The sequence below is a fragment of the Paractinoplanes pyxinae genome (assembly GCF_026626335.1).
Classification (GTDB): Bacteria; Actinomycetota; Actinomycetes; order Mycobacteriales; family Micromonosporaceae; genus Actinoplanes; species Actinoplanes pyxinae.
Window position 1 is genome coordinate 23,112 of the sequence record NZ_JAPNTZ010000011.1, and the last position, 23,121, is coordinate 46,232.

The following is a 23,121-nucleotide window of genomic DNA, read 5'->3' on the forward strand; positions in this document are numbered from 1 at the left end:
GGTCACGGCTCAGGCCTTTCGGATCACGCGGAGGAGCTCGGCGACCGATCGCGCCGAGAAGGGACTGCCGGTCGCCCGGTGCGGCGGATCGCCGTCGGCGGTCTCGCTGACCGAGCCCGCGCCCCATTCGTTCAGGTGGGCCTCGAGGCCGGTGAACAGGTCGTCGACCGGCAGGCCGAGGGCGGCCCGGGCGTCGGCGTACGGGCCGATCAGCCACGGCCAGACCGTGCCCTGGTGGTACGCGATGTCCCGGTCGTCCCGGCCACCGCGGTGCTCGCCCTGGTAGCCGTACTCGGTGGGGGCCAGCGTGCGCAGGCCGAGCGGGGTCAGCAGGGCCGCCCCGATGCGGTGCAGCGCGCCGGCGCCCTCGGTCAGCGGCGCGTGCGGCAGCGACCAGGCGAACAGCTGGTTGGGCCGCAGCGACGGGTCGTCGTGCCGGCTGCCCGCGCCGAGCGGGTAGGTCGCGGCCGGGCCGTCGATCACGTCGTACAGCCAGCCCTCGGGCGCCTGGAACCGGGCCCGGAACGCGTCACGGGCGCGGGCGTGCCCGCCGCGCAGTTCGGTGTCGTCCCGGCCGGCCTCCGCGGTCAGGTCGGCCAGCGCGGCCAGGGCGTTCACCCAGAGCGCGTTGATCTCGACCGGCTTGCCCGTGCGCGGCGTCACCGGGCCGTCCTCGGTGTAGCCGTTCATCCAGCTCGCGGCGGTGCTCAGGCGGACCAGGCCGTCGGCCGGGTCGAGGTCGAGGCGGCGCCGCAGCAGCTTGCCCAGCGGGTCGACCAGGCGGGCGGCCAGCTCGGTGTCGCCGGTGCGGCGCACGTGCCGGTCGACCGCGTGCACCAGCCACAGCGGCGCGTCGGGGGAGCTGCGCGGAGCCCACGGCCCGCCCGGCTCGGCGATCTGGTCGGCCTCGCGCAGGGCGTGGGCCAGCAGCAGCTCGCGGCCCTCGTCGGCCCGGCCGGTGTCGAGGAACAGTCCCTCGTACGCGGTCATAGTGTCGCCCAGGTAGCTGCCGAACCAGGGGTAGCCGGCCACCACGTCGGGGCCGTCGGCGCCGCGCACCACGAAGGCGTCGGCCGCCAGCACAAGCGTCTCGGCCGACCCCTCGGCCTTGGCTGTGGCGATCAGCTCCTGGGCGCGGGTGCGGGCGGCCGCGACGACCGCGGTGGCGGCCGGTGGGCGTACGGAAAGATCGCCGCCCCACGCTGTGATTTCCATGACGTCGCCCGGGCTCACCCGGTCGACGTACGTGCCGGCGTGCCACAGATCCTCGGTGGCGGGCAGGCCGCGGGCGGCCTCTTCCCGGGCGTACGCCCCCAGGTGCCAGCCGCCGCCCGGCTGCCAGCTGGGACCGGCCACGCGGTACGCGTCCTCGACCATCACTCCGTCGGCCACCTGACTGACCTGCAGCGGACCGTCGCCCGCCCGGCGCTCGTCGTGCGCGTCCCGCCAGGTGCACATGACCGCGACGGCCAGCCCGACCGGTTCCGCGGCCGAGACCACCCGGTGGGTCACGGCCACGCCGGGGTGGCCGTGGCGCATCGCGACCTCGCGCTCGATCACCACATCGCCGACCCGCCAGCGCCACCGGGGAACGCCGTCCACCAGCGCGAAGCTCTCCAAGTAGCGATCACCCCGGGGCGCCTGGGCCCCCGACTCCCACTCGTGGGTGTAGAGCGGGACCTTGGCCCCCGTGGCGAGCGTCACGGTGAGGTCCAGAGCCGCGAGTGCGAGGCGCCGATCCGCGGTCACGGGGTCGGTCAGGGTCAGCAGCGAGTGGTAGCGGCGGGTCCGCAGACCCGGGACGGTGCCGGTGGCAAAGCCGCCCAGACCGTCCGTCACCAGCCATTCGCGATCCGGGGAACCGCACTCGTGCGGTCCGAAGGTGATCGGCACGCCGGATCTATGCTCAATTTGCGGAAAGTCAAACCCTTCGTGGTGATGCGGTGCCTCGGCGCGGAAGATGTCACCCCCATCCGTGAGAATGGCCCTCGACGGGTTACTTCGGCGGCCGGCCGGGCAATTGGCCCCTGCCGCGGTGACCCGAGCTGTGCGCGTCAGCAGCACCGACGGTCGAGGGGTGGGAGCACGACATGCAGGTTTGGCCTGGTCACAGGTACCCGTTGGGTGCCACGTACGACGGGACGGGCACGAACTTCGCGATCTTCTCCGAGGGGGCCGAGGCGGTCGAATTGTGCCTTTTCGACCCGTCCGGCAACGAGCGCAAGGTCCAGCTGCACGAGCAGGACGCGTTCGTCTGGCACTCCTACTTACCCGGGGTCGAGCCGGGCCAGCGCTACGGCTACCGCATGTACGGGCCGTACGACCCGTCCCGCGGGCTGCGCTACAACCCGCACAAGCTCCTGCTCGACCCGTACGCCCGGGCCGTCGACGGCGACATCGACTGGCATCCGGCGATGTACGCGTACGACATGGAGAACCCCGACCAGATGTCGGACCTCGACTCGGCGCCCTACATGGCCAAGGGCGTCGTGGTGAACCCGTACTTCGACTGGGGCAACGACCGCCGGCCGGACATCCCGTACCACCACTCGGTGATCTACGAGACCCACGTCAAGGGCCTCACCGAACGGCACCCCGAGGTGCCGAAGGACATGCGCGGCTCGTACTCGGCGATCGGCCACCCGGCGATCATCGAGCACCTCAAGAGCCTCGGCGTGACCGCGGTCGAGCTGATGCCGGTGCACCAGTTCGTCCACGACAACCGCCTGCACGACCTGGGCCTGCGCAACTACTGGGGCTACAACACGCTCGGCTTCTTCGCGCCCTACCACGGCTACTCGTCGACGGGCACGCTCGGCCAGCAGACCCAGGAGTTCCGCGGCATGGTCAAGGCCCTGCACAAGGCGGGTATGGAGGTGATCCTCGACGTCGTCTACAACCACACCGCCGAGGGCAACCACCTGGGCCCGACGATGAGCCTCAAGGGCATCGACAACCGGACCTACTACCGTCTGGTGGACGATCAGCCGCAGTTCTACATGGATTACACGGGCACGGGTAACAGCCTCAACGTGCGCAGCCCGCAGAGCCTCCAGCTGATCATGGATTCGCTGCGCTACTGGGTCACCGAGATGCACGTCGACGGCTTCCGGTTCGACCTGGCCTCCACCCTGGCCCGCGAGTTCTACGACGTCGACCGGCTCTCCACCTTCTTCGAGGTCGTCCAGCAGGACCCCGTGGTGGGGCAGGTCAAGCTGATCGCCGAGCCGTGGGACGTCGGCCCCGGCGGCTACCAGGTCGGCAACTTCCCGCCCAACTGGACCGAGTGGAACGGCAAGTACCGCGACACGGTCCGCGACTTCTGGCGCGGCGAGCCGGCCACGCTGGCCGAGTTCGCGTCGCGCATCACCGGCTCGGCCGATCTCTATCAGGACGACGGCCGCAAGCCCTTCCACTCGATCAACTTCGTGACCGCGCACGACGGCTTCACCCTGAACGACCTGGTGTCGTACAACGACAAGCACAACGACGCCAACGGTGAGGAGAACCGCGACGGCGAGAGCCACAACCGGTCGTGGAACTGCGGCATCGAGGGCCCGACCGACGACGAGAAGGTGCTCGAGCTGCGGGCCAAGCAGCGGCGCAACTTCCTGGCCACGCTGATGCTCTCGCAGGGCGTGCCGATGATCTCGCACGGCGACGAGCTGGGCCGCACCCAGCAGGGCAACAACAACGCCTACTGCCAGGACAACGAACTCGCCTGGATCAACTGGGGCGAGGCCGACGAGCAGCTGCTCGAGTTCACTCGCAAGCTCACCGCGTTCCGCCACCGCCACCAGGTGTTCCAGCGGCGGCGCTTCTTCACCGGCCTGCCGGTGACCGCCCGCGGCGGCGGCGACCCCCTGCCCGACCTGGAATGGTTCACCCCCGACGGCCGCCCGATGGCCGGCGACGACTGGGGCAACGACTTCGGCCGCGCGGTCGCGCTGTTCGTCAACGGCGAGGGCATCCGCGAGCGCGGGCAGTACGGCCAGCGGCACGTCGACAGCTCGTTCCTGCTGTTCTTCAACGCGCACGACGCGCCCATCGAGTTCGCCACTCCTCCCGCCGAGTACGGGGAGAAGTGGGAAAAGGTCATCGAGACGGCCGAGCCGTCCCCGGATCGCCCGTCGGTCGTCGAGGCCGGCCACAAGATCCTGGTGCCGGACAGGTCCCTCATCGTCTTGGACAGGACGGTCTGACGTGCTCCCCACTGGAACCTATCGAGTCCAGGTCCGCCCCGAGTTCCCGCTCAAGACGACTGCCGAGCTGGCCGACTACCTGGCCGACCTCGGCGTGAGTCACCTCTACACGGCGCCGCTGCTCGCTGCGACTCCCGGTTCCGAACACGGCTACGACGTGGTCGACCACACCCAGGTCAGCCCCGCGCTGGGCGGCGCTGACGGCCTGCGCTCGCTGTCGGCGGCCCTGTCCGGCGCGGGCCTCGGCCTCGTGGTCGACATCGTCCCCAACCACGCGGGGATCGCCGTGCCCTCGGCCAACCCCACGTGGTGGGACGTGTTGCGCCGCGGCCGCGAATCCGAGTACGCCGACTTCTACGACATCGACTGGTCGCGGGGCCGGCTCCTGATCCCCACGCTGGCCGACTCGCCCGACGCGCTCGACGACCTGAGCGTCGAGGACGGCGAGCTGCGCTACTTCGACAAGCGGTTTCCGATCGCCGACGGCACTGGCGAGGGCACCCCGCGCGAGGTCCACGACCGGCAGCACTACGAGCTGGTCAACTGGACCCGCGGCGACAGCGAGCTCAACTACCGCCGGTTCTTCGCCATCGTCGACCTGGCCGGCCTGCGCGTGGAAGACCCCAAGGTGTTCGACGCCACCCACGCCGAGATCCTGCGCTGGGTCAACGAGGGCCTGGTGCAGGGCATCCGCGTCGACCACCCCGACGGCCTGCGCGACCCCGGCGCCTATTTCGAACGGCTGCACCGGGCCGCACCCGAGACGTGGCTGGTGGTCGAGAAGATCCTCGAACCGGGCGAGGAGATGCCGGACTGGCCGGTCGCCGGCACCACCGGCTACGACGCGCTGGCCGAGGTGGGCGGCGTGTTCGTCGACCCCGGTACCGAGGCCTTCTTCGACACCCTGCAGCACCACCTGACCGGCGGCGAGACGTCCTGGCCCGACCTGGTGCACGAAACCAAGTTGCACGCCGCGACCACCCTGCTCGCGGCCGAACTGGCCCGCATGGCCCGGCTCGCCCCCGACATCGAGGGCGCCCCGCGGGCCCTGGCCGAACTGGCCGCGTGCTTCCCGGTCTACCGCTCGTACCTACCGTTCGGCTCGCGCCACCTGGCCCGGGCCCGGGCCGAGGCGGGCCGCCGGCGCCCCCAGCTGATCCCCGCGCTCGACCAGCTCACCGCCCGCCTGCGCAACCCGGACGACGAGCTGGCCGCCCGCTTCCAGCAGTACACCGGCGCGGTGATGGCCAAGGGCGTGGAAGACACCGCCTTCTACCGCTGGACCAGGTTCACCGCCCGCAACGAGGTCGGCAACGACCCGGCCGACTTCGGCGTCAGCCCCGACCGTTTCCACGACGCCAACGACGAGCGCCGCCGCAAGTGGCCCGAGGCGATGACCACGCTCTCGACTCACGACACCAAGCGCAGCGAGGACGTCCGCGCCCGGCTGGCCGTGCTGTCCGAGGTGCCCGGCGACTGGACAGAGGTCGTGCGCCGCTGGGTGCGCACCGCCCCGCTGCCCGACCCGGCGCTGGCCCACCTGGTGTGGCAGGCCGCCGTGGGCGCCTGGCCGATCTCGCGCGAGCGGCTTCAGGCGTACGCGTTGAAGGCGGGCAAAGAGGCGGCCAACTCGACCAGCTGGACCAAGCCCGACGAGGAGTTCGAGGCGGCCCTGCGCGCGATGGTCGACCGCATCTACGACGACCCGGCGCTCAACAGCGAGGTCGACGGCTTCGCCGCGTCGATCACCCCGCCCGGCTGGGCCAACTCCCTCGGCCAGAAGCTGGTGCAGCTCACCATGCCCGGCGTGCCCGACGTCTACCAGGGCACCGAGCTGTGGGACTACTCGCTGGTCGACCCGGACAACCGCCGCCCGGTCGACTTCGGCGCCCGCCGCGAGCTGCTGGCCCGCATCGACGACGGCTGGCTGCCCCCGGTCGACGAGACCGGCGCGGCCAAACTGCTCGTCACCAGCCGCGCCCTGCGCCTGCGGCGGCAGCGCCCCGAACTGTTCACCAGCTACCGCCCGGTCTTCGGCGAGGGCCGGGTCGGCGACCACGTGCTCGCCTTCGACCGCGGCGGCGCCGTGACCGTCACCACCCGCCTGCCGGTGGGATTGTCACGCCACGGCGGCTGGGGCGACACCACGGTGTCACTCGATGGTCACAGCTGGACGGAAGTGTTCACGAATACCAGCTACGGCGGGAACCGCCTCTCGGTGGCCGAGCTGCTGCAGACCTATCCCGTCGCACTCCTGGTGAAAGAGAAATGACGCAATTCGAGGTGTGGGCACCGGAGAAAACCGTGCGGCTGCGGGTCGCCGGGGAGGACCGGGACATGGAACGCGGTCAGGACGGGTGGTGGCGGCTCGACGTGCCGTCCGCCGGCCCCGGCGCCGACTACGCGTACCTGCTGGAGGGTGAAGCCCGCCCCGACCCGCGATCCCCCTGGCAGCCCGACGGAGTGCACGGCCCCAGCCGCGTCTACGACCACGCCGCCTACGCGTGGAAAGACCAGAGCTGGACGGGCAAGCAGCTGCCCGGCTCGGTGCTGTACGAGATGCACGTCGGCACCTTCACCACCGAGGGCACGTTCGAGGCCGCCATCGGCAAGCTCGACCACCTGGTTGAACTCGGCGTCGACCTGGTCGAACTGCTGCCGGTCAACTCGTTCAACGGCGAGTACAACTGGGGCTACGACGGCGTGGCCTGGTACGCGCCGCACGAGGCGTACGGCGGCCCCGACGGCCTGAAGCGCTTCGTCGACGCGGCCCACGGCAAGGGCCTGGGCGTGGTGCTCGACGTGGTCTACAACCACTTCGGCCCCAGCGGCGCCTACGCCCCGATGTTCGCGCCCTACCTGAGCGAAGCCGGCGCCAACCCGTGGGGCTCCTCGGTCAACCTCGACGGCCCCGGCGCCGAAGAGGTCCGCCGCTACATCATCGACAACGTGCTCATGTGGCTGCGCGACTACCACATCGACGGCCTGCGCCTCGACGCCGTGCACGCCTTGGCCGACCACTCGGCCGTCCACCTGCTCGAACAGATGGCCGTCGAGGTCGAGACGCTGTCGGCCCACGTCAACCGGCCGCTGTCGCTGATCGCCGAGTCCGACCTCAACGACCCGAAACTGATCACCCCGCGCGAGGCCGGCGGCTACGGCCTGAACGCCCAGTGGGACGACGACATCCACCACGCGCTGCACGCGACTCTGACCGGCGAGCGGCAGGGCTACTACGGCGACTTCGGCTCCCTCGAATGCCTCGAGACGGTGCTGACCAGCGCGTACTTCCACGCCAACACGTGGTCCAGCTTCCGCGGCCGCCGGCACGGCCGCCCCGTCGACCGCACGAAGACCCCGGGCCACCGCTTCGTGGCGTTCTTGCAAGACCACGACCAGATCGGCAACCGAGCCATCGGCGACCGCATCTCGGCCACCCTGTCCCCGGGCCTGCTCAAAGTGGGGGCCACCATCCTGCTGACGTCCCCGTTCACGCCGATGCTCTTCATGGGCGAGGAGTGGGCGGCCAGCAGCCCCTGGCAGTTCTTCACCAGCCACCCCGAGCCAGAATTGGCCGCAGCAGTGAAGAACGGCCGCCGCCGCGAATTCGCCTCACACGGGTGGGCCGAAGCCGAAGTTCCGGACCCCCAGGATCCCGAGACGTTCCTCCGATCAAAGCTGGACTGGGACGAGAGGGCAAAACCCGAGCACGCCGAGATCCTGGACCTCTACAAGCGCCTCATCGCCTTGCGCCGCAGCCGGCCGGAGTTGACCGATCCCTGGCTGGACCGAGTCGAGGTGTGGCACGGGGATCAGCACCTGGTCATGCGCCGCGGGTCTACGGCTGTGGCGGTCAACCTGGCCGGGGTTTCGCAGACCGTTTCGTTGCGGGATGTGCCGTCGAAGGTTTTGCTGGCTACTACGCCTTCGGGGGTTGTGTTGCAGCGGGACCGGGTTGAGCTGCCGGGTGAAAGCGCTGTTGTTGTTGCCTTTCGGTGAACTCCCCTACGCGGGGGGCGATGTGTTTCTTGCGCTTTGACGGATGGGGCCGAGGGTGAGCAATCACTGCTGGGAAACCGTCTCTATGCTGTGATTACTCACCCTCGGCCCCATCCTTGCCGGGTTTCCCCTTGCTCTTGCGTTGTGGTTGGGGCTTCTTCGCGTTCGCGCCGTGCCGGTTGCGCTGGCAATTGGCTATGGAGAGGCGCCTTCGGCGCCTCGTCCGGGTGCTCGCGTCGCCGCAGGGGCAGTGGCGACCACGTGCTCGGCGGCCTTCTTGCTGCCGCGCGGATTGAGCCGACCCGCCTAGACCGCGCCTTTGCTCCGCCGAGCGGGAGGTGGGGCTGCGGCACGAGGAAAGTGGCTCCGCGGGCGGCCCTATCTATCGGTTCATCGCCGGAAGCGGCGCGGTTTTCAATTCTCACAGGGCGGCCCTAAGGCTTGGGTGCTCTCCGGGCGACGGCAGTCGCCGCTCATCGTAAGGGTGAGAAGGACGCAAGCCGCCTTTTGCTTGCGTCCTTCTCGGCCTTACGATTCGCTCCCGGCTGTCGTCGCCCGGAGAGCACCCAAGCCCACCTGGCGTCCCCATCGCCAGAGTGCTCTCCAGCGATGCGCTGGGGTCTGGGGCAAAGCCCCAGGGTCTACCCACCTCGCCCGTGGGCGGCGCCTATCGGTGCAGGGCAGTTCGTTCCACGGCCTCGGGGGCAGGTGTCGAAGGATCGACGCCTCGCCAACGCTGGCTCAGCCGGTAGGCGAGGGCCCGAGTGAAGTGGATCGTGCCGGTGGGATGCAAATCCGGGGACGTATTGCGGACGGGGTCGAAGGCCAGTGCCGCGTCAACATCCGGCGGGAGCAAACCCCCGAAGGTGAGCCGGGCAAACGGGCGATCATCCGCGAACAGAACCAGCGAGCCGTCGGTGATCTCACCCAGGGTGCGACCCAAGGCCTCGTCCGGGCGGGTGCCCAGATACAGCTTGCGTCCCGTACCAGTCCGGTACGCCAGGATCGTGCCGTAGAAGGTATCGAAGGTACGCCTCGGGGCCGGCAGGTGGCGGGTGAAGGGCCCCTCACCAGACGTCGAGAACAGCAAATCGAAGGGGCGGTCGCCGAGCAGGCGGATGGCTACCCCGCGGATGTCGGCGCGGGCCCCGCGGGTGCCGGCGCCCTTGGAGATGCGGACCACGGCGTCGTGGCGGGCGGGGTGGTCAAGCAGGTCGGCGCCCTCGGTGCGGCCGGTTCCCCAGACGGTCAGTTCGGCGGCGAAGGAGCGGCCGTCGGGGTGCAGGAACCGGCGATGGCGGGAGCGGATGACCCGTACGCCCAATGCGACGGCGACGGCGGCGAGCAGGGGACCCTTCATGGCCGTTCGACTACCCGGAACGGGCGGGTGAAATCCGACAGGGTCGCTCGGCCGTGACATTCATGCGGCACGATAAGCGGCCATGAGTTCCGATCGCAGCGGGGTGACCGGCCGTTTCACGTGGCCGGTGCGACGGCGTACGCCGCCAGGTCCGGAGGGGACGGCGGAGGACATCGCCGTGCAGGATCTGGCCGAGCGGGAGGCCGCCGAGCAGCGTCTGCCGCCGCCGCCACCGGAACCGTTGATCGAGCCGCCCCGGTTCAATCTGGCCGCGTTCCGGCTGGCGGCACTCGGTCTCGCGATCGTCCTCGCCTTGGCGCTGGCCCTGGTGCGGCTCTTCGTGGGCGGGCCGCCGTCCGTCGCCGACCTGCGGGAACAGGCCGGCATCGCGTCGTGGACGGAGCTGCCGATCGGGGTCAAGGACGATCAGCCGGGGCTGGCTCTGCGCGACAAGGACGGACGCTGGAGCGGCTTCGACATCGACGTCGCGTACATGATCGCGGAGGATCTGGGCTTCCGGCGCTCGGAGGTCAAGTTCTATTCGATAGAGAGCGAGGACCGGCCCCGCATGCAGGCCACCGCCCCGGACGGCGCCCGGGTGCCGGTCAAGCTGGTGATCGCCAGCTTCAGCATCACGCCGAAGCGGATTGCCGACGGGGTGGGGTTCTCGGCGCCGTACCTCTACACCGAGCAGTCGGTGCTGACCATGAAGGGCAGCTTCGCCAAGGTCTCCTCGATCGCCGACCTGGCCGGCAAGCGAGTGTGTTCGATCTCGGCCTCGACGAGCCTCGTTGCTCCCGAGAAAGAGAAGGCGGTCGTCGTGCCGCGCAACCGGATCAGCGAGTGCATCGCCGACCTGCGGGCGGGCCGGGTGCAGGCGGTCACGACCGACGCCGCGATCCTGGCCGGCTTCAAGGACAGGTCACCGGACGACTTCGACCACTGGGACGTGGGGCTGGACCCGGTCGAGAGGTACGGGGTGAATGTCGGGGAGAACCCGGCGTTGCGGAAGCTGGTCGACCTGACGCTGTACCGGTCGTACACGGACCCGAAGGACTCCCGGTGGGAGGAGGCGTACGACCGCAATTTGCAGTCCGAGGTGGACAAGAACGGCCGTGCGCCCATCGCGGTGGCCGAGCAGCCCCGGGTCGACCGGCCGGAGATCCGGGAGCAGCCGTGGGAGGACGTCTTCGGTGAGTGAGAACAGCATCTACGTCAAGGGCGGGCCGATCCCCGCCCGGCGTCGTCGAGCGCAGCTCAACTACCTGCTGACCGTTCTGCCGGCTTTCCCGCTCGTGCTGCTCGTGCTGCGGCTCTGGTATCTGAGCCGTCAGGATCTGCCGACGATGCTGCTGCTGGTGCAGTACATCTCGCCGCTCGGCATGATCAGCGCGTTGTTCATCACGCTGATCTGGAGCGTGCCCGCGGTGGTGCTGGTGCTGCGGCTGCTCGGGAGCGTGCTGCTGGTGAGCGCGCCCGAGGACGCCGGTCGCTCGCTGCTCGCGGTGACCGCGCTGCGCATGCCGGACTGGGTGGTGCTGCTGGCCGCCATGCTGGCCGCGTTCACGTGGCAGCTGCGCCTGCTGCCGCTGCTCGGCATGCTGATCGTGGCCATCCTCGGGCTCACCGCGGTGCAGCGGTTCCACACCGAGCGCTGGCTGATGGTGTGGATCACCATCGGCGTACCTGTGCTGGTGGGGGTCCTGATTCTGGTCTTCGTGTGGCCGGGGATCGTGCAGGCCTTCCGCCTCGGCGAGACGTCGACCGCCCTGCTGCTTCTGTTGCCGCCGCTGTTCGGGCCGCTGCTGACCGGACCCGTGCCGGCGCGGGCGGCCCGGCTCGTCACGCACTGGCCGGCGGTCGGCGCGGCGCTGGTGGCCCCGCTGGCGATCGGAGTGGTCTTCCTGCGGGCGCCGGTGCTGCCAAACAGCGCCGTCGAAGTGGGCGAGCAGGGCAAACCGGCCGAGGTATTACGCGGACAGCTGATCGCGGTCGACGACACCTCGACGACAATGCTCGAAGATGGTGGACTGGTGAAGTTCATCCCCAATGATCAGGTGCGTTCCAAGACTCTCTGCCCCGAACCGGTGCGGCCGCCCGACAGCGCCGTCGCGGTCCGCGGGTGGGCGGTGACCGACTCCGCTCTGTCCTGGATAGCGCCGACACGCCGCGTGACGGAGGTCGATCCACGATGCCTAGGACGACCAGTCAGTCCCAGCTGACGCCCTTTTCCGGCGAAACGCCGCGGACCGCGTGCAGACAGGGTTGCGATGATCTGGGAAGCTGCACGCCATGACCTTGCACCTGCGGTGGGCGGCCGGCACCGATCAAGGACATGTCCGGAGCAACAACGAGGACTGTTACTACGCCGGTGACCGCCTCCTCGTCGTCGCCGACGGCATGGGTGGAATGGCCGCGGGCGACCTCGCGAGCCGGCTCGCCATCGAGTCGATGACCGCTCTCGACGTGCCGATCGACAACGACCACCAGATGGACGCGCTGCACAAGGCGCTCGAGGTCGCCAACGGCCGGATCGCCGAGCAGGTCGAGGCCGACAGCTCGCTGCAAGGCATGGGCACCACCCTGACCGCCGTGCTGTTCTCGGGCACCCGGGCCGCCATGGCGCACGTCGGCGACTCCCGCGCCTACCTGCTGCGTGAGGGCCGGCTGAACCAGCTGACCAAGGACGACACGTACGTGCAGATGCTGGTCGACCAGGGCCTGATCCGGCCCGACGAGGCCGCCGGGCACCCGCGACGCTCGGTGGTCACGCGGGTGTTGCAGGGCGAGCCGGTCAGCCCGGCCTACGTGATCGTGGAGCCCGAGGCGGGCGACCGCTGGATGCTGTGCAGCGACGGCCTGACCGCTGTGGTCACCAACGAGACCATCGAGCAGGAGATGCTGGCCGCCGAGGATCCCAAGGCGTGCTGCGAGCGGCTGATCGACCTGGCGCTGCGCGGCGGGGGCCCCGACAACGTCACGGTGATTGTCGCCGATCTGACATCGGTCGACTGAGCACTCTTTGTCGCGGCCCGACCTGCGGTAGGTTACTGCGGTCGCGGACCTGGGGGCCCGCGGCTCAACTGGGTGGTGATGATGACGGCGCGACTGTTCGTCACGCTGGCGATCGTCCTGGGGGTCACCGCGGTCGGTGAGTTCATCGCACCGCAGAGCTGGCGTCTGTACGCGGACGCCACGCAGCTGGTCGTGGGGGCGACCGCGGCGTGGATCTGTTTCGCGGCGGCGCGCGGCCGGGCCGGGCTGCAGCGGCGGTGGCGGGTGCTTCTCGGGTTCGGGCTCGCCTGCTGGGCGCTGATCCGGCTCTGGTGGCTGGTGCAGGACGTCATGCTCCCCGATCGGCCGGTCACGATGGTGTCCGACATCGGGTTCTTCGTGCTGCCTGCCGCCCTTCTGTTCACGCTGCTCCAGGCCCCGTACACCCGGCCCCGGCCGGTGCCCACCTCGGCCCGCCGCGACCAGCTCGCCCTGATGATCGACAGCGTGCTGATCGCGGGCTCGCTGCTCGCGCTGGTCTGGTCGGTGGTGCCGCGCGACTGGTTCCACTGGTCGGGGCAGCCCACCGGCCTGATCGTGGCCGCCGCGGGCTACGCCATCGCCGACCTCGTGCTGGCCACCATGGTGATGCTCCTGCTGCTGACCCGGCCCGACTCGCGCGCCGCCCGCAAGCCGCTGGCGCTGGGCGGGCTGGCCGTGATCGCGTTCGGTGTCTCGGACACGCTGCGGCTCCTGCACCTGGCCGACGGGCCGCTGTCGCCGTGGCAGTCGGCCGGGCACCTGCTCGGGCCGGCGCTGCTCGCGGTCGCGGCGCTCTCACGGCCGGCCGACGGCCCGCCCGGGCCCGCCGAATCGGGCGAGCGGGAGTGGCTGCACCTGCTTCTTCCGTACGTGCCGGTGACCGCGACCGGAGTGATGATCGCGATCAACAGCGGGGCCGGCAAGCCGCTGTCGCCGTTCGAGGCGTACCTGGGCTGGCTCGGGCTGGGCCTGGTGGTGGCCCGCCAGATGTTCACGATCGTCGACAACACCGTGCTGCTCGACCGGGTCTCGGAGGGGCAGCGGCGGCTGCACCACCAGGCGTACCACGACCCGCTGACCGGCCTGGCCAACCGCGCCCTGTTCAGCGACCGGCTGACCCGGGCGCTCGGAACCAAGCCGGTGGCGGTCCTCTTCGCCGACCTGGACGACTTCAAGCTGATCAACGACAGCTTCGGGCACGCCATGGGCGACCGGGTGCTGCACGCCATCGCCGAGCGCATGCGGAACTGCGTCGGCCCGGACGATCTGGTGGCGAGGCTGGGCGGCGACGAGTTCGCGGTGCTGCTCGACCACTCGCCGGCCGAGGCCGAGCCGACCGGCCACCGGATCCTGGCCGCGCTGCGCGAGCCGTTCGTGATCGACGGCCACACGGTCGGCGTCGGGGCGAGCATCGGCCTGGTGGTGCCCGAGCCCGGCGAGGCGATGACGGCCGACGCGCTGCTGCGCCGGGCCGACGCCGCGATGTACGCCAGCAAGCGCCGGGGCAAGGGCGCGATGGCCCGGTACGCCGGCACGAACGACGGCGGCCCGCACGCCGACCTGCCGCACCTGCTGGCCCAGGCGCTGGCCTCGGGGCAACCGGCGGCGGCCGGGTTCGAGGTCTACTACCAGCCGATCGTCCGCTTCACCGACGGCGCGACGGTGGCCGTGGAGGCCCTGGCCCGCTGGACCTCCCCGGTGGCCGGGCCCGTGCACCCCGACGTCTTCGTGTCGGTCGCCGAGCGTACGGGCCTGGTCGCCGCCATCGACGACTTCGTGCTCGAGCAGGCCTGCACCGACGCGGCCGCGCTGGCGATCATCTACGGCCGCCCGATCGACATGCATGTGAACGTCTCGGCCGCCCGCCTGGGCCAGACCGGCTTGGAAGAGTCGGTGGTGACGGCCCTGAACCGCACCGGCGTTCCCGCGTCGCGCCTCGTCCTGGAGATCACTGAGACCAAGCGCATCCAGGACCTGGCGGCGGCTGCGGCTGTGGTGGAACGCTTGCGGTCCTTCGGCGTACGGATCGCTCTGGACGACTTCGGAAGCGGCTTCAACGCCCTGGCGCAGTTGCACTCACTGCCGGTGGACATCGTGAAGCTTGACGCCACGCTGACCGACGTTGACATCGCACCCGACCGGGCCGGCGCGCTGTGCCGTTCGGTGCTGACCATCTGCGCCGACCTGAACATCGCCGTGGTGGCCGAGGGCATCGAGACGCCGTCGCGGGCGCACGCGCTGGCCGAGCTGGGCTGCGTGGTCGGGCAGGGGTATCTGTTCGGCCAGCCCGGCCCCCTGCACCGCCTGAAGCCACCGATGATCCCGGCCCAGCCCTCGTCACCCGTCCACCTGGCGAACTGAAGCCGCTCTGCGGCCCGATCATGATGAGCGTCAGCCCGGCCGATACCTGGTCGTCACGCCGAAGTCGACATCCCTGATTTCGACGTAGGCCAACTGCGGCAGCCGAGGGGTCAGCAGCCCGAACAGGTGCCGGGCGACCAACTCGAACGTCGGCCGGAACTCGAACACCTCGGTCCAGGGCCGCTGGTCGAGGCCGGCGCAGCAGCTCACCAGCTCGGCCGAGGCGGCGTCGGTGTCGAAGAACCACCCGCGTCCGGTCAGCTGCTCGTCGTCGAACGTCACCCCGGCCCGGACGACGACCTCGACGCCGTGCCCCGGCGGGAGCAGCGACAGCCCTTGCCGCGCGCGGACCGGCGACGGCAGCCCCTGCACGGCCCGGAACCGGTGTTCGACCTCGACCAGGAAGCTCATCGCGTCACCGGGACCGGGGGTTCGTGCGGCGGGTGGGTTCGGCGGTGGTCGGATCCTCCGGCCAGGGGTGGCGGGGGTAGCGGCCGCGAAGCTCAGCTCGCACTTGCGGATAGCCCTGGGCCCAGAAGGACGCCAGATCGCGGGTCACGGCGACCGGCCGCCCGGCCGGCGAGAGCAGATGCAGCAGCACCGGGATGCGCCCGTCGCCGAGCCGGGGAGCGTCCCGCCACCCGAACGCCTCTTGCACCTTGACCGCCAGCACCGGGGACTCCGGATCCGAGTAGTCGACCCGGACCCGCGACCCGCTGGGCACCGGCAGGCGTTCGGGGGCCACCTCGTCGAGCCGCCCGGCCACCGACCAGGGGAGCAGCCGCCGCAGCCCGGAGGCCACGTCGATTTTGCCCAGGTCGGCCCGGCGACGGGCCGAGCCGAACTCGAGCCAGTCGTCGGCCCGATCGAGCAGCGCCTGGTCGGAGACGTCGGGCCAGGGCTCGCCCACGGCGGCGTGTGCGAAGGCCAGCCGCTCCCGCAGTTCGACCGCCGCGCGCGACCAATTCAGCAGGCTCAGTCCCTCGCGCCGGAGCCCTTCGGTCAGGGCCGCCCGCACCAGTTCGCGATCGGGGTCGGTGATCCGGCGCTCGACCAGCGTGATCGCCCCGAGCCGCTGGACCGTGCGCGCGACCACGTCACCGTCCACCCAGCCGATCTCGGTGGCCTCGGTGAGCAGCGTCCCGGCGGCCTCGATCGCCGTCGCCTCGTCGAGCGGCACCGCCGCCCGGATTCGCGCGGTTCGTGCCCCGGCCGCTCGATCCGCCGAGGCGATGGCCAGCCATTCGACGCCGGCCAGCCCGCTGCCGCCCGTCAGCTCGGCGGCCGTGCCGCCGGCCATCAGATAGGCCCGGCCGCCTGCCTCTCGTACCCGGGCCACCCGCTCCGGATAGGCCAGCCCGATAACGAGCCCCGCCGCCAGATCGTCCGGCAGGCTGGCCGGCTTTCCGGCCGCCGCACTCGATTGCGCGCCATCCCGCGCCTTGCCGTTACCGCCCGACGCGGCCTCCGGCTGACCGCCGCTGCGTGACTGCTTACCGCCCGACGCGGCCTCCGGCTGACCGCCGCTGCGCGACTGCTTACCGTCGGCCGCGGCCCCCGACTGACCGCCGCTGCGCGACTGCTTACCGTCGGCCGCAGCCTCCGACCGACCGCCGCCGGGCGCGGCCGCTGTCTGCTCGGTGTCCGGGTTGCCGTCGAGCGTCACGCCAGGCTCGTCGTCGGCCCGGGTTCCGGCCACGGCGATGTCGTCGAGGCCTGCGGCGGCGTCGGTGACGTCGGACGTTGTCTCGTCGGCGGGGTTGCGGTGCAGGGCCGCCGACAAGCGGCTCACCTCGCTGCGCCAGGCCGGGTCTCGGCTGCCGCGGGCCCGGCGCCACGCGGCGGTCAGGTCGTCGGCCTGGGCCCGCTCGTCGTCGAGGAGGGCGACGATCTCGGCCGCCCGGTGGGCGCCGACCAGCGGGGCGCCGTCGAGCAGGGCGCGGGCCAGACGGGGATGCAGGCCGGCATCGGCCAACGCGCGGCCGCGCGGGGTGACCCGGCCGGCGGCGTCGACCGCGCCCAGGTCGCGCAGCGTGGTCACCGCCGCCTGCAGCGCCCCGGACGGCGGCTGGTCGGGCAGCGCCAGGCCGGAACCGTCGGGATGGCCCCACAACGCCAGGTCGAGCGCGAAGCCGGTGAGGTCGGCCGCCGCTATTTCGGGCTCGGGCTGGGCCGGCAGGCGATCGTGCTGAGCCGGGGACCAGCAGCGGTAGACCCGGCCGGGCGCCTCACGACCGGCTCGGCCCGCGCGCTGGACGGCCGCCGCGCGCGACACCGGCACCGTGGCCAGGGCGCCGAGGCCGCGAGCATGATCCATGCGGGGAACCCGACTGAGCCCGGCATCGACCACCGCTCGGACACCGGGCACCGTCAGGCTGCTTTCGGCGACCGCCGTGGACAGCACCACTCGCCGGCGCGGGCCCGCCCGCAGGGCGGCGTCCTGCACCGCGCCGGGCTGCCGCCCGTGCAGGGGGATCACCTCGGCCGCGACACCGGACAGGCGGCCGGCCACCGCGTCGATCTCGCGGGCGCCGGGCAGGAAGACGAGCACGTCACCCTCGCCCTCGGCCAGCGCGCGGCGGGTGGTCGCGGCGACGTGGTCGAGCAGGCGCGGGTCGACCCGCAGGCCCAGCGGCGGCGTGATCGGGCCGCCCGGCGGCGCCCACACCTCGGCCACCGGGAACAGCGGCGCCGTCGCCGTCACCACGGGGACACCGCCCAGCACCTCGGACAGGCGGCCCGCGTCGGCCGTGGCCGAGGTGGCCAGCAGCTGCAGATCCGGCCGCAGGGCGGCCCGGGCCTCGACCAGGAAGGCGAGCGCGAGATCGGTGTCGAGATGGCGCTCGTGGCACTCGTCGAGAATCACCGCGGCGGTGCCGGCCAGCTCGGGGTCGCGCTGGAGCCGGCGCACGAGGACGCCGGTGGTGACCACCTCGACCCGGGTGCGCCGGGAGACCTGGCGGTCGCCGCGCACGGTGTAACCCACCTGATCGCCGGGGCGCTCGCCCAGCAGCGACGCCATGCGCCGAGCGGCCGCCCGGGCGGCCAGGCGGCGCGGCTCGGCCACCACGACACGCCCGGGCAGGGCGAGCGGCACCAGCGTCGTCTTGCCGGTGCCGGGCGGGGCCACCAGCACCGCCGCACCCGAGCCGGACAGCGCCGCGCGGACCCGGGGCAGCACCTCACGGATCGGCAGGGCGGGCAGGGCGTCGTCGGCGATGAGCACGGGACCATCCTGGCGCACCGGTCCGACAATTTCGCCGGGCCGCCCCGGCGCCTGTGGACAACGCCGGAATGTGGATAACGAGAATCTGTCGGACCGGCGTGGCAGGGTTGGCGCAACGCGAGAACGTACGACGGAAGGGGTGCCGATGGATGCGGTCGAGGTGTTCAACTCGCTGCCCGCCGCCCGCCTCGAGCAAGATCTGCACGCTTGCTGCGCCGCGCCCGCCTGGGGTGCGGCGATCATCGCCAAGCGGCCTTACCAGACGCGGGCCGATCTGCTGGCCGCGGCCGACGCCGCCTCCCGCGCTCTGAGCTGGGCCGATGTGCTGGCCGGCCTGTCCGCTCACCCGCGCATCGGCGAGCGCCCCACCGGCGAGTCGCAAGAGGCGGCGTGGTCCCGGCGTGAGCAGTCCACCGCCGCCCAAAGTGCCGACCAGGACACTGAGGCCGCGTTGGTCGAGGCCAACCGCGCGTACGAGGAAAGGTTCGGTCACGTGTTCCTGATCTTCGCGAGCGGGCGCACGCGGGAAGAGATCCTGGACGCCGCCCGCGAGCGCCTGACCAACGACGAGGCCACCGAACGGGCCGTCGTCGCCGATCAGCTGCGCCGCATCGCGCTGCTGCGACTCGAGCGGGTGCTCGATGCCCTCTGACGCCGGCACCGCCGAGTTCCACGCCAAGATCTCGACGCACATCCTCGACACGGTCAGCGGCGAGCCCGCCCGGGATGTTTATGTGCGGTTGGAGCGACGCGAGTCGCAGGGGTGGGGGACGATCGCCGAGGGGCGCACTGACGACGACGGCCGGCTGCGCTACCGGGTGCCGATGCAGGAGTGGCAGGCGGGCGGCTACCGCCTGTCGTTCTACGTCGAGCCCTACCTGGGCGCCGACTGCTTCTTCCCGGAGATCACGGTCGCCTTCCACGTCCGCGACCCCGAGCGGCACTACCACGTGCCGCTGCTGCTCAGCCGCTACGGCTACACCACCTACCGAGGGAGCTGAACGCGCGTGGCGATCGTGCTCGGAGAAAACCGTTACGGCAAGGCCGAGACCCGGCTGGTCCGGGTCGCGCGCGACGGCGAGACGCACACGCTGACCGACCTCAACGTCAGCGTCGCTCTCTCCGGCGACCTCGCCGACACCCACCTGACCGGCGACAACGCGGGCGTGCTGCCCACCGACACCATGAAGAACACGGTGTACGCCTTCGCCAAGGAACCCGGGGTCGGCGAGCCCGAGGAATTCGCGTTGCTGCTGGCCCGGCACTTCGTCGAGACGCACACGCAGATCCGCGCGGCCCGGGTCGGCATCGAGTCGTTCGGCTGGGAAAGGCTGGGCCCCCATTCGTTCCGGCGGCAGGGCGACCACACCCGCACGGCCGAGGTCACCGTCACCGTCGAGCAGACCCAGGTGGTGAGCGGCATCTCCGGCCTGACGCTGCTCAACTCGACCGACTCGGAGTTCCACGGGTTCGCGCAAGACCGCTACACGACGCTGCCCGAGACCACCGACCGGATCCTGGCCACCGCGGTCGACGCGCGGTGGCGGCATCTTCGCGACGACACCGACTGGGCCAAGTCCTTCCCGGCCGCGGTCGAGGCGCTGACCGCCGCCTTCGTCGGCACCTACAGCTATTCGCTGCAGCAGACGCTGTACGCGATGGGCAGCCGGGTCCTGACCGAGTTGCCCGAGGTGGCCGAGATCAGGCTGGCGCTGCCCAACCGGCACCACTACCTGGTCGACCTGTCGCCGTTCGAGCTGTCCAACCACAACGAGGTCTTCATCGCCGGCGACCGGCCGTACGGGCTGATCGAGGGCACGGTGACCCGCGACGACGTGCCGCCCGCGATCACGGAGTGGTACCCGTGATCGTCGTCGAGAACGTCGCCGTCGCCACGGTCGACGCCGATGACACCTACCACGCCGACGGTCACGTGGTGGTCGGCGACGACGGCCGCATCGCCGCGGTCGGCGCGGGCCCGGCCCCGGCGGGGGAGGGGCGGCGGGTCGACGGGGCGGGGTGCCTGATCACGCCCGGCCTGATCAACAGCCACCACCACCTCTACCAGTGGGCGACCCGCGGCCTGGCGGTCGACGAGACGCTGTTCGGCTGGCTGAAGACGCTGTACCCGATCTGGGGCCGGCTCGACGCCGAGGTGGTCGGCGCGGCCGCCGGGGCCGGGCTGGGCTGGCTGGCCCTGTCCGGGTGCACCACCTCGATGGATCACCACTACGTCTTCCCGCGCGACGGCGGCGACGTGCTCGAGGCCGAGATCGAAGCGGCTCGGCGCATCGGCCTGCGCTTCCACCCCACGCGCGGCTCGATGGACCTGGGGCAGAGAGACGGCGGGCTGCCTCCGGACAACATCGTCGAGAGCACCGACGACGCCTTGGCCGCCACCGAGAGCGCGATCGACCGCTGGCACGACCCGTCGCCCGGGTCGATGCTGCGGATCGCGGTGGCGCCGTGCTCGCCGTTCTCGGTCACCGAGCGGTTGATGAGCGAGGCCGCCGCGCTCGCCCGGCGCAAGGGCGTACGCCTGCACACCCACCTCGCCGAGACCGACGACGAGGAGGACTTCTGCCGCGAGCGGTTCGGCTGCACCCCGACGGAGTACGCGGAGCGGCTGGGCTGGCTGGGCGACGACGTGTGGCTGGCCCACGGCGTGCACCTCGACGACTCGGCGATCGCCAAGCTGGGCGCGACCGGCACGGGTGTGGCGCACTGCCCGAGCTCGAACGCCCGGCTCGGCGCGGGCGCGGCCCGGGTCCGTGAGCTGCTCGATCACCGGGTGCCGGTCGGCTTGGGGGTCGACGGTTCGGCCTCCCAGGAGGCGAGCCATCTGGGCGAGGAGCTTCGGCAGGCGCTGTACACGGCCCGCACCCGGGGCGGCCCCGGCGCTCTGAACGCGCGCGAGGCCCTGCGGCTGGGCACGATGGGCGGCGCCCGCTGCCTGGGCCGGTCGGACGAGCTGGGCTCGATCGAGGCCGGCAAGCTGGCCGACCTGGTGGTGTGGCGGCTCGACGGGCTGGGCCACGCGGGCATCGACGACCGGCTGGCCGCCCTGGTGTTCGGCCCGGCCGCTCCGGTCGAGCTGGCGCTGGTCGGCGGGCGTCCGGTGGTCGAGCGGGGCGAGCTGGTGCACGCCGACGCCGCGGTGCTGGCGAACGAGGCGGCCCGAGCGCATCGCCGGCTGCTGGACCGTACGGGCAATTAAGGAAGTCTTAAGAAAGATCCCCCGGAAAAGCGTTATCGAGAATGGGAATCGCGGCTACCAGCAACGCTGCGGAATGCGATTCCTAATTCTTTCTCCCAGCGTTGAAACAAGTCTCTGAGCTGTGCATACTCCTCGTGAATGCGCCACCGTGAAGCACCGGATCGGCAGAGACGAGAGAATTAGAAATGCGGACGGATCCCCTCCACGTCGCCCCGCCCAACCCGAAGAACCGCCGCCGCCTGACCCGCGTCGTGCTCGGCTCGGCCGTCGCCGTCGCGCTCGGGGCCAGCGGTGTCTACATCGCCAACGCCAACGCGGCCGAGACCGTCGTCCCGGGCCGCCTGCAGGCCGAGGCGTTCGCCGCCCAGTCCGGCGCCCAGACCGAGAACACCGGCGACCAGGACGGCGGCAAGAACGTCGGCTGGCTCGGCAACGGCGACTGGCTGCGCTACGACAACGTGACCATCGGCGGCACCGTCACCGCGCGCATCGCCTCCGACAACTCCACCGGCGGCTCGATCGAGCTGCGCCTGGGCTCGCAGACGGGCACCCTGCTGACCTCGATCCCGGTGGCGAAGACCGGCGGCTGGCAGAAGTGGGTCACCAAGACCGCCACCGTGAAGGCGCCGGCCGGTCAGCAGAAGCTCTTCGCGGTCATGAAGAGCGCGCAGGGCGGCGACTTCGTCAACATCAATTGGTTCACGCTGGACGCGACGGCCACGACCACCCCGCCGGCCACCACCCCGACGACGGCGCCCACCACGAAGCCGCCGGCGACCACCCCCACCACCACGCCGCCGGCCACCGGCGCCGGCTGGGTCGTGATGGACCAGACCAAGTGGCAGGCGCAGGTCGCCGAGTTCAACGCGATGAAGATGAAGCCGGTGACCGGCAACCCGGTGCGGGTGGCCGAGTTCAACGCCTCGTGCAAGGTCAGCCACGCCAAGGCCGACGACCCGATCGTGCTGCCGGGCCTGCCGGGCGGCTCGCACATGCACTCGTTCCTCGGCAACAACGCCACCGACGCGTTCACCACGACCGACACGCTGCTGAAGAACACCGGTTCCAGCTGCAAGCCGGACGAGGACCACTCGGCGTACTGGATCCCCAGCCTGTACGAGGGCGACAAGAAGATCGAGCCGCACGGCGTGACCGTCTACTACGGCTCGCGGCTGCCCGACACGACCAAGACCATGCCGCTTCCGCAGGGCTTCCGGATGGTCGTCGGCGACGCCAAGCGGCAGGTCGACACGCCGAAGGGCGCGCCCGGCCAATTCTGGTGCGCGGGCGCCGGCGGCGAGATCGGCCGCAGCGCCGACGGCAACTGGCCGGTCTGCGCCAAGACGGCCGAGCTCACCTACCACCTGACCTTCCCGGACTGCTGGGACGGCGTGCACCTGGACAGCCCCGACCACAAGTCGCACACCGGTCCGGCCGACTCGTCCGGCAAGTGCAGCGGCAAGTTCCCGGTCGCCATCCCGTCGATCGCCTTCGTGATCGGCTACCCGACCTCGGGCTCCACCGCCGGCTTCCGGCTGAGCTCGGGCAACGCCAGCTCGATGCACGGCGACGCCTTCCTGGCGTGGGACGACGCGGCCCTCGGCCACCGGGTCAAGGACTGCCTGGTGCAGAAGGCCAAGTGCGACAGCTTCGGCAACTTCTGATCGCGAGTGCGGGCACGGCCACCCGTCCCCAGCTGTGACCGCACTCGTCCACGGCG

16 protein-coding genes are annotated in these 23,121 nt (G+C 71.3%); 12 read left to right on the plus strand and 4 right to left on the minus strand.

The genetic code is table 11. The features are described from left to right. Positions 1–9: 9 nt before the first annotated feature. Positions 10–1,893, minus strand: coding sequence for an amylo-alpha-1,6-glucosidase (locus tag OWR29_RS29350; RefSeq protein WP_267566527.1), 1,884 nt, complete (start codon positions 1,891–1,893; stop codon positions 10–12). A gap of 197 nt (positions 1,894–2,090) precedes the next feature. On the opposite strand from OWR29_RS29350, the gene glgX reads away from it, so the two are divergent. The 3 genes from glgX to treZ are packed head-to-tail and all read left to right on the plus strand — an operon-like array spanning position 2,091 to position 8,201. Continuing rightward, positions 2,091–4,202 carry a glycogen debranching protein GlgX gene (glgX, locus tag OWR29_RS29355; protein WP_267566528.1) on the plus strand — a complete coding sequence of 704 codons (2,112 nt, stop codon included), beginning with the start codon at positions 2,091–2,093 and terminating at the stop codon, positions 4,200–4,202. A gap of 1 nt (position 4,203) precedes the next feature. Beyond that, positions 4,204–6,474: a malto-oligosyltrehalose synthase gene (treY, locus tag OWR29_RS29360; protein WP_267566529.1), complete on the plus strand. Its 2,271-nt coding sequence runs from the start codon at positions 4,204–4,206 to the stop codon at positions 6,472–6,474. Continuing rightward, positions 6,471–8,201: a malto-oligosyltrehalose trehalohydrolase gene (gene treZ / locus OWR29_RS29365; RefSeq protein ID WP_267566530.1), complete on the plus strand. Its 1,731-nt coding sequence runs from the start codon at positions 6,471–6,473 to the stop codon at positions 8,199–8,201. The genes treY and treZ overlap by 4 nt, the downstream gene beginning before the upstream one ends. A 667-nt stretch (positions 8,202–8,868) precedes the next feature. On the opposite strand, the gene OWR29_RS29370 is transcribed toward treZ, so the two are convergent. Next, on the minus strand, positions 8,869–9,561 hold the full coding sequence (locus OWR29_RS29370; RefSeq protein WP_267566531.1) for a hypothetical protein: 693 nt from the start codon (positions 9,559–9,561) through the stop codon (positions 8,869–8,871). An 82-nt stretch (positions 9,562–9,643) separates the two neighbouring features. Between OWR29_RS29370 and OWR29_RS29375 the strand changes: the two genes are divergently transcribed. From OWR29_RS29375 to OWR29_RS29390, 4 genes are all read left to right on the plus strand, one after another. Next, a complete protein-coding gene (locus tag OWR29_RS29375) occupies positions 9,644–10,762 on the plus strand; it encodes a transporter substrate-binding domain-containing protein (protein ID WP_267566532.1) in 1,119 nt (372 codons plus the stop codon). Next, entirely contained in the window at positions 10,755–11,783 is a 1,029-nt protein-coding gene (locus OWR29_RS29380) for a hypothetical protein (protein ID WP_267566533.1), read from the plus strand. The genes OWR29_RS29375 and OWR29_RS29380 overlap by 8 nt, the downstream gene beginning before the upstream one ends. Positions 11,784–11,853: 70 nt before the next feature. Further along, positions 11,854–12,576, plus strand: coding sequence for a PP2C family protein-serine/threonine phosphatase (locus OWR29_RS29385; RefSeq protein WP_267566534.1), 723 nt, complete (start codon positions 11,854–11,856; stop codon positions 12,574–12,576). 81 nt (positions 12,577–12,657) lie between these two features. Then, complete coding sequence (locus OWR29_RS29390) at positions 12,658–14,958, plus strand: putative bifunctional diguanylate cyclase/phosphodiesterase (protein WP_267566535.1); 2,301 nt, start codon at positions 12,658–12,660, stop codon at positions 14,956–14,958. Between the two features lie 30 nt (positions 14,959–14,988). On the opposite strand, the gene OWR29_RS29395 is transcribed toward OWR29_RS29390, so the two are convergent. Further along, positions 14,989–15,369 carry a 6-carboxytetrahydropterin synthase gene (locus tag OWR29_RS29395; protein WP_267566536.1) on the minus strand — a complete coding sequence of 127 codons (381 nt, stop codon included), beginning with the start codon at positions 15,367–15,369 and terminating at the stop codon, positions 14,989–14,991. A 4-nt stretch (positions 15,370–15,373) separates the two neighbouring features. Next, positions 15,374–18,178 (minus strand): ATP-dependent RNA helicase, encoded by a 2,805-nt coding sequence (locus OWR29_RS29400; RefSeq protein WP_438872676.1) that lies wholly within the window; start codon positions 18,176–18,178, stop codon positions 15,374–15,376. Positions 18,179–18,329: 151 nt separating this feature from the next. Here OWR29_RS29400 and uraD point away from each other — a divergent pair, with 151 nt between their 5' ends. From uraD to OWR29_RS29425, 5 genes are all read left to right on the plus strand, one after another. Beyond that, positions 18,330–18,836 (plus strand): 2-oxo-4-hydroxy-4-carboxy-5-ureidoimidazoline decarboxylase, encoded by a 507-nt coding sequence (gene uraD / locus OWR29_RS29405; RefSeq protein WP_267566540.1) that lies wholly within the window; start codon positions 18,330–18,332, stop codon positions 18,834–18,836. Continuing rightward, positions 18,826–19,185 (plus strand): hydroxyisourate hydrolase, encoded by a 360-nt coding sequence (gene uraH / locus OWR29_RS29410; RefSeq protein WP_267566541.1) that lies wholly within the window; start codon positions 18,826–18,828, stop codon positions 19,183–19,185. Before uraD ends, uraH begins: the two co-directional genes overlap by 11 nt. 6 nt (positions 19,186–19,191) lie before the next feature. Further along, positions 19,192–20,052 carry a factor-independent urate hydroxylase gene (gene pucL / locus OWR29_RS29415; RefSeq protein WP_267566542.1) on the plus strand — a complete coding sequence of 287 codons (861 nt, stop codon included), beginning with the start codon at positions 19,192–19,194 and terminating at the stop codon, positions 20,050–20,052. After that, positions 20,049–21,401, plus strand: a complete 1,353-nt coding sequence (locus OWR29_RS29420; protein ID WP_267566543.1) for an 8-oxoguanine deaminase — start codon at positions 20,049–20,051, stop codon at positions 21,399–21,401. Before pucL ends, OWR29_RS29420 begins: the two co-directional genes overlap by 4 nt. A gap of 185 nt (positions 21,402–21,586) precedes the next feature. Then, positions 21,587–23,065 carry a DUF1996 domain-containing protein gene (locus OWR29_RS29425; protein ID WP_267566545.1) on the plus strand — a complete coding sequence of 493 codons (1,479 nt, stop codon included), beginning with the start codon at positions 21,587–21,589 and terminating at the stop codon, positions 23,063–23,065. Positions 23,066–23,121: the final 56 nt, after the last annotated feature.

What these genes read in the sequence shown, in the direction of transcription:
- glgX (WP_267566528.1), top strand. Translation starts at nt 2,091, where the DNA reads ATGCAGGTTTGGCCTGGTCACAGGTACCCGTTGGGTGCCACGTACGAC.
- treZ (WP_267566530.1), top strand. Translation starts at nt 6,471, where the DNA reads ATGACGCAATTCGAGGTGTGGGCACCGGAGAAAACCGTGCGGCTGCGG.
- OWR29_RS29370 (WP_267566531.1), bottom strand. Translation starts at nt 9,561, where the DNA reads ATGAAGGGTCCCCTGCTCGCCGCCGTCGCCGTCGCATTGGGCGTACGG.
- OWR29_RS29375 (WP_267566532.1), top strand. Translation starts at nt 9,644, where the DNA reads ATGAGTTCCGATCGCAGCGGGGTGACCGGCCGTTTCACGTGGCCGGTG.
- OWR29_RS29385 (WP_267566534.1), top strand. Translation starts at nt 11,854, where the DNA reads ATGACCTTGCACCTGCGGTGGGCGGCCGGCACCGATCAAGGACATGTC.
- OWR29_RS29390 (WP_267566535.1), top strand. Translation starts at nt 12,658, where the DNA reads ATGACGGCGCGACTGTTCGTCACGCTGGCGATCGTCCTGGGGGTCACC.
- OWR29_RS29395 (WP_267566536.1), bottom strand. Translation starts at nt 15,369, where the DNA reads ATGAGCTTCCTGGTCGAGGTCGAACACCGGTTCCGGGCCGTGCAGGGG.
- uraD (WP_267566540.1), top strand. Translation starts at nt 18,330, where the DNA reads ATGGATGCGGTCGAGGTGTTCAACTCGCTGCCCGCCGCCCGCCTCGAG.
- uraH (WP_267566541.1), top strand. Translation starts at nt 18,826, where the DNA reads ATGCCCTCTGACGCCGGCACCGCCGAGTTCCACGCCAAGATCTCGACG.
- OWR29_RS29425 (WP_267566545.1), top strand. Translation starts at nt 21,587, where the DNA reads ATGCGGACGGATCCCCTCCACGTCGCCCCGCCCAACCCGAAGAACCGC.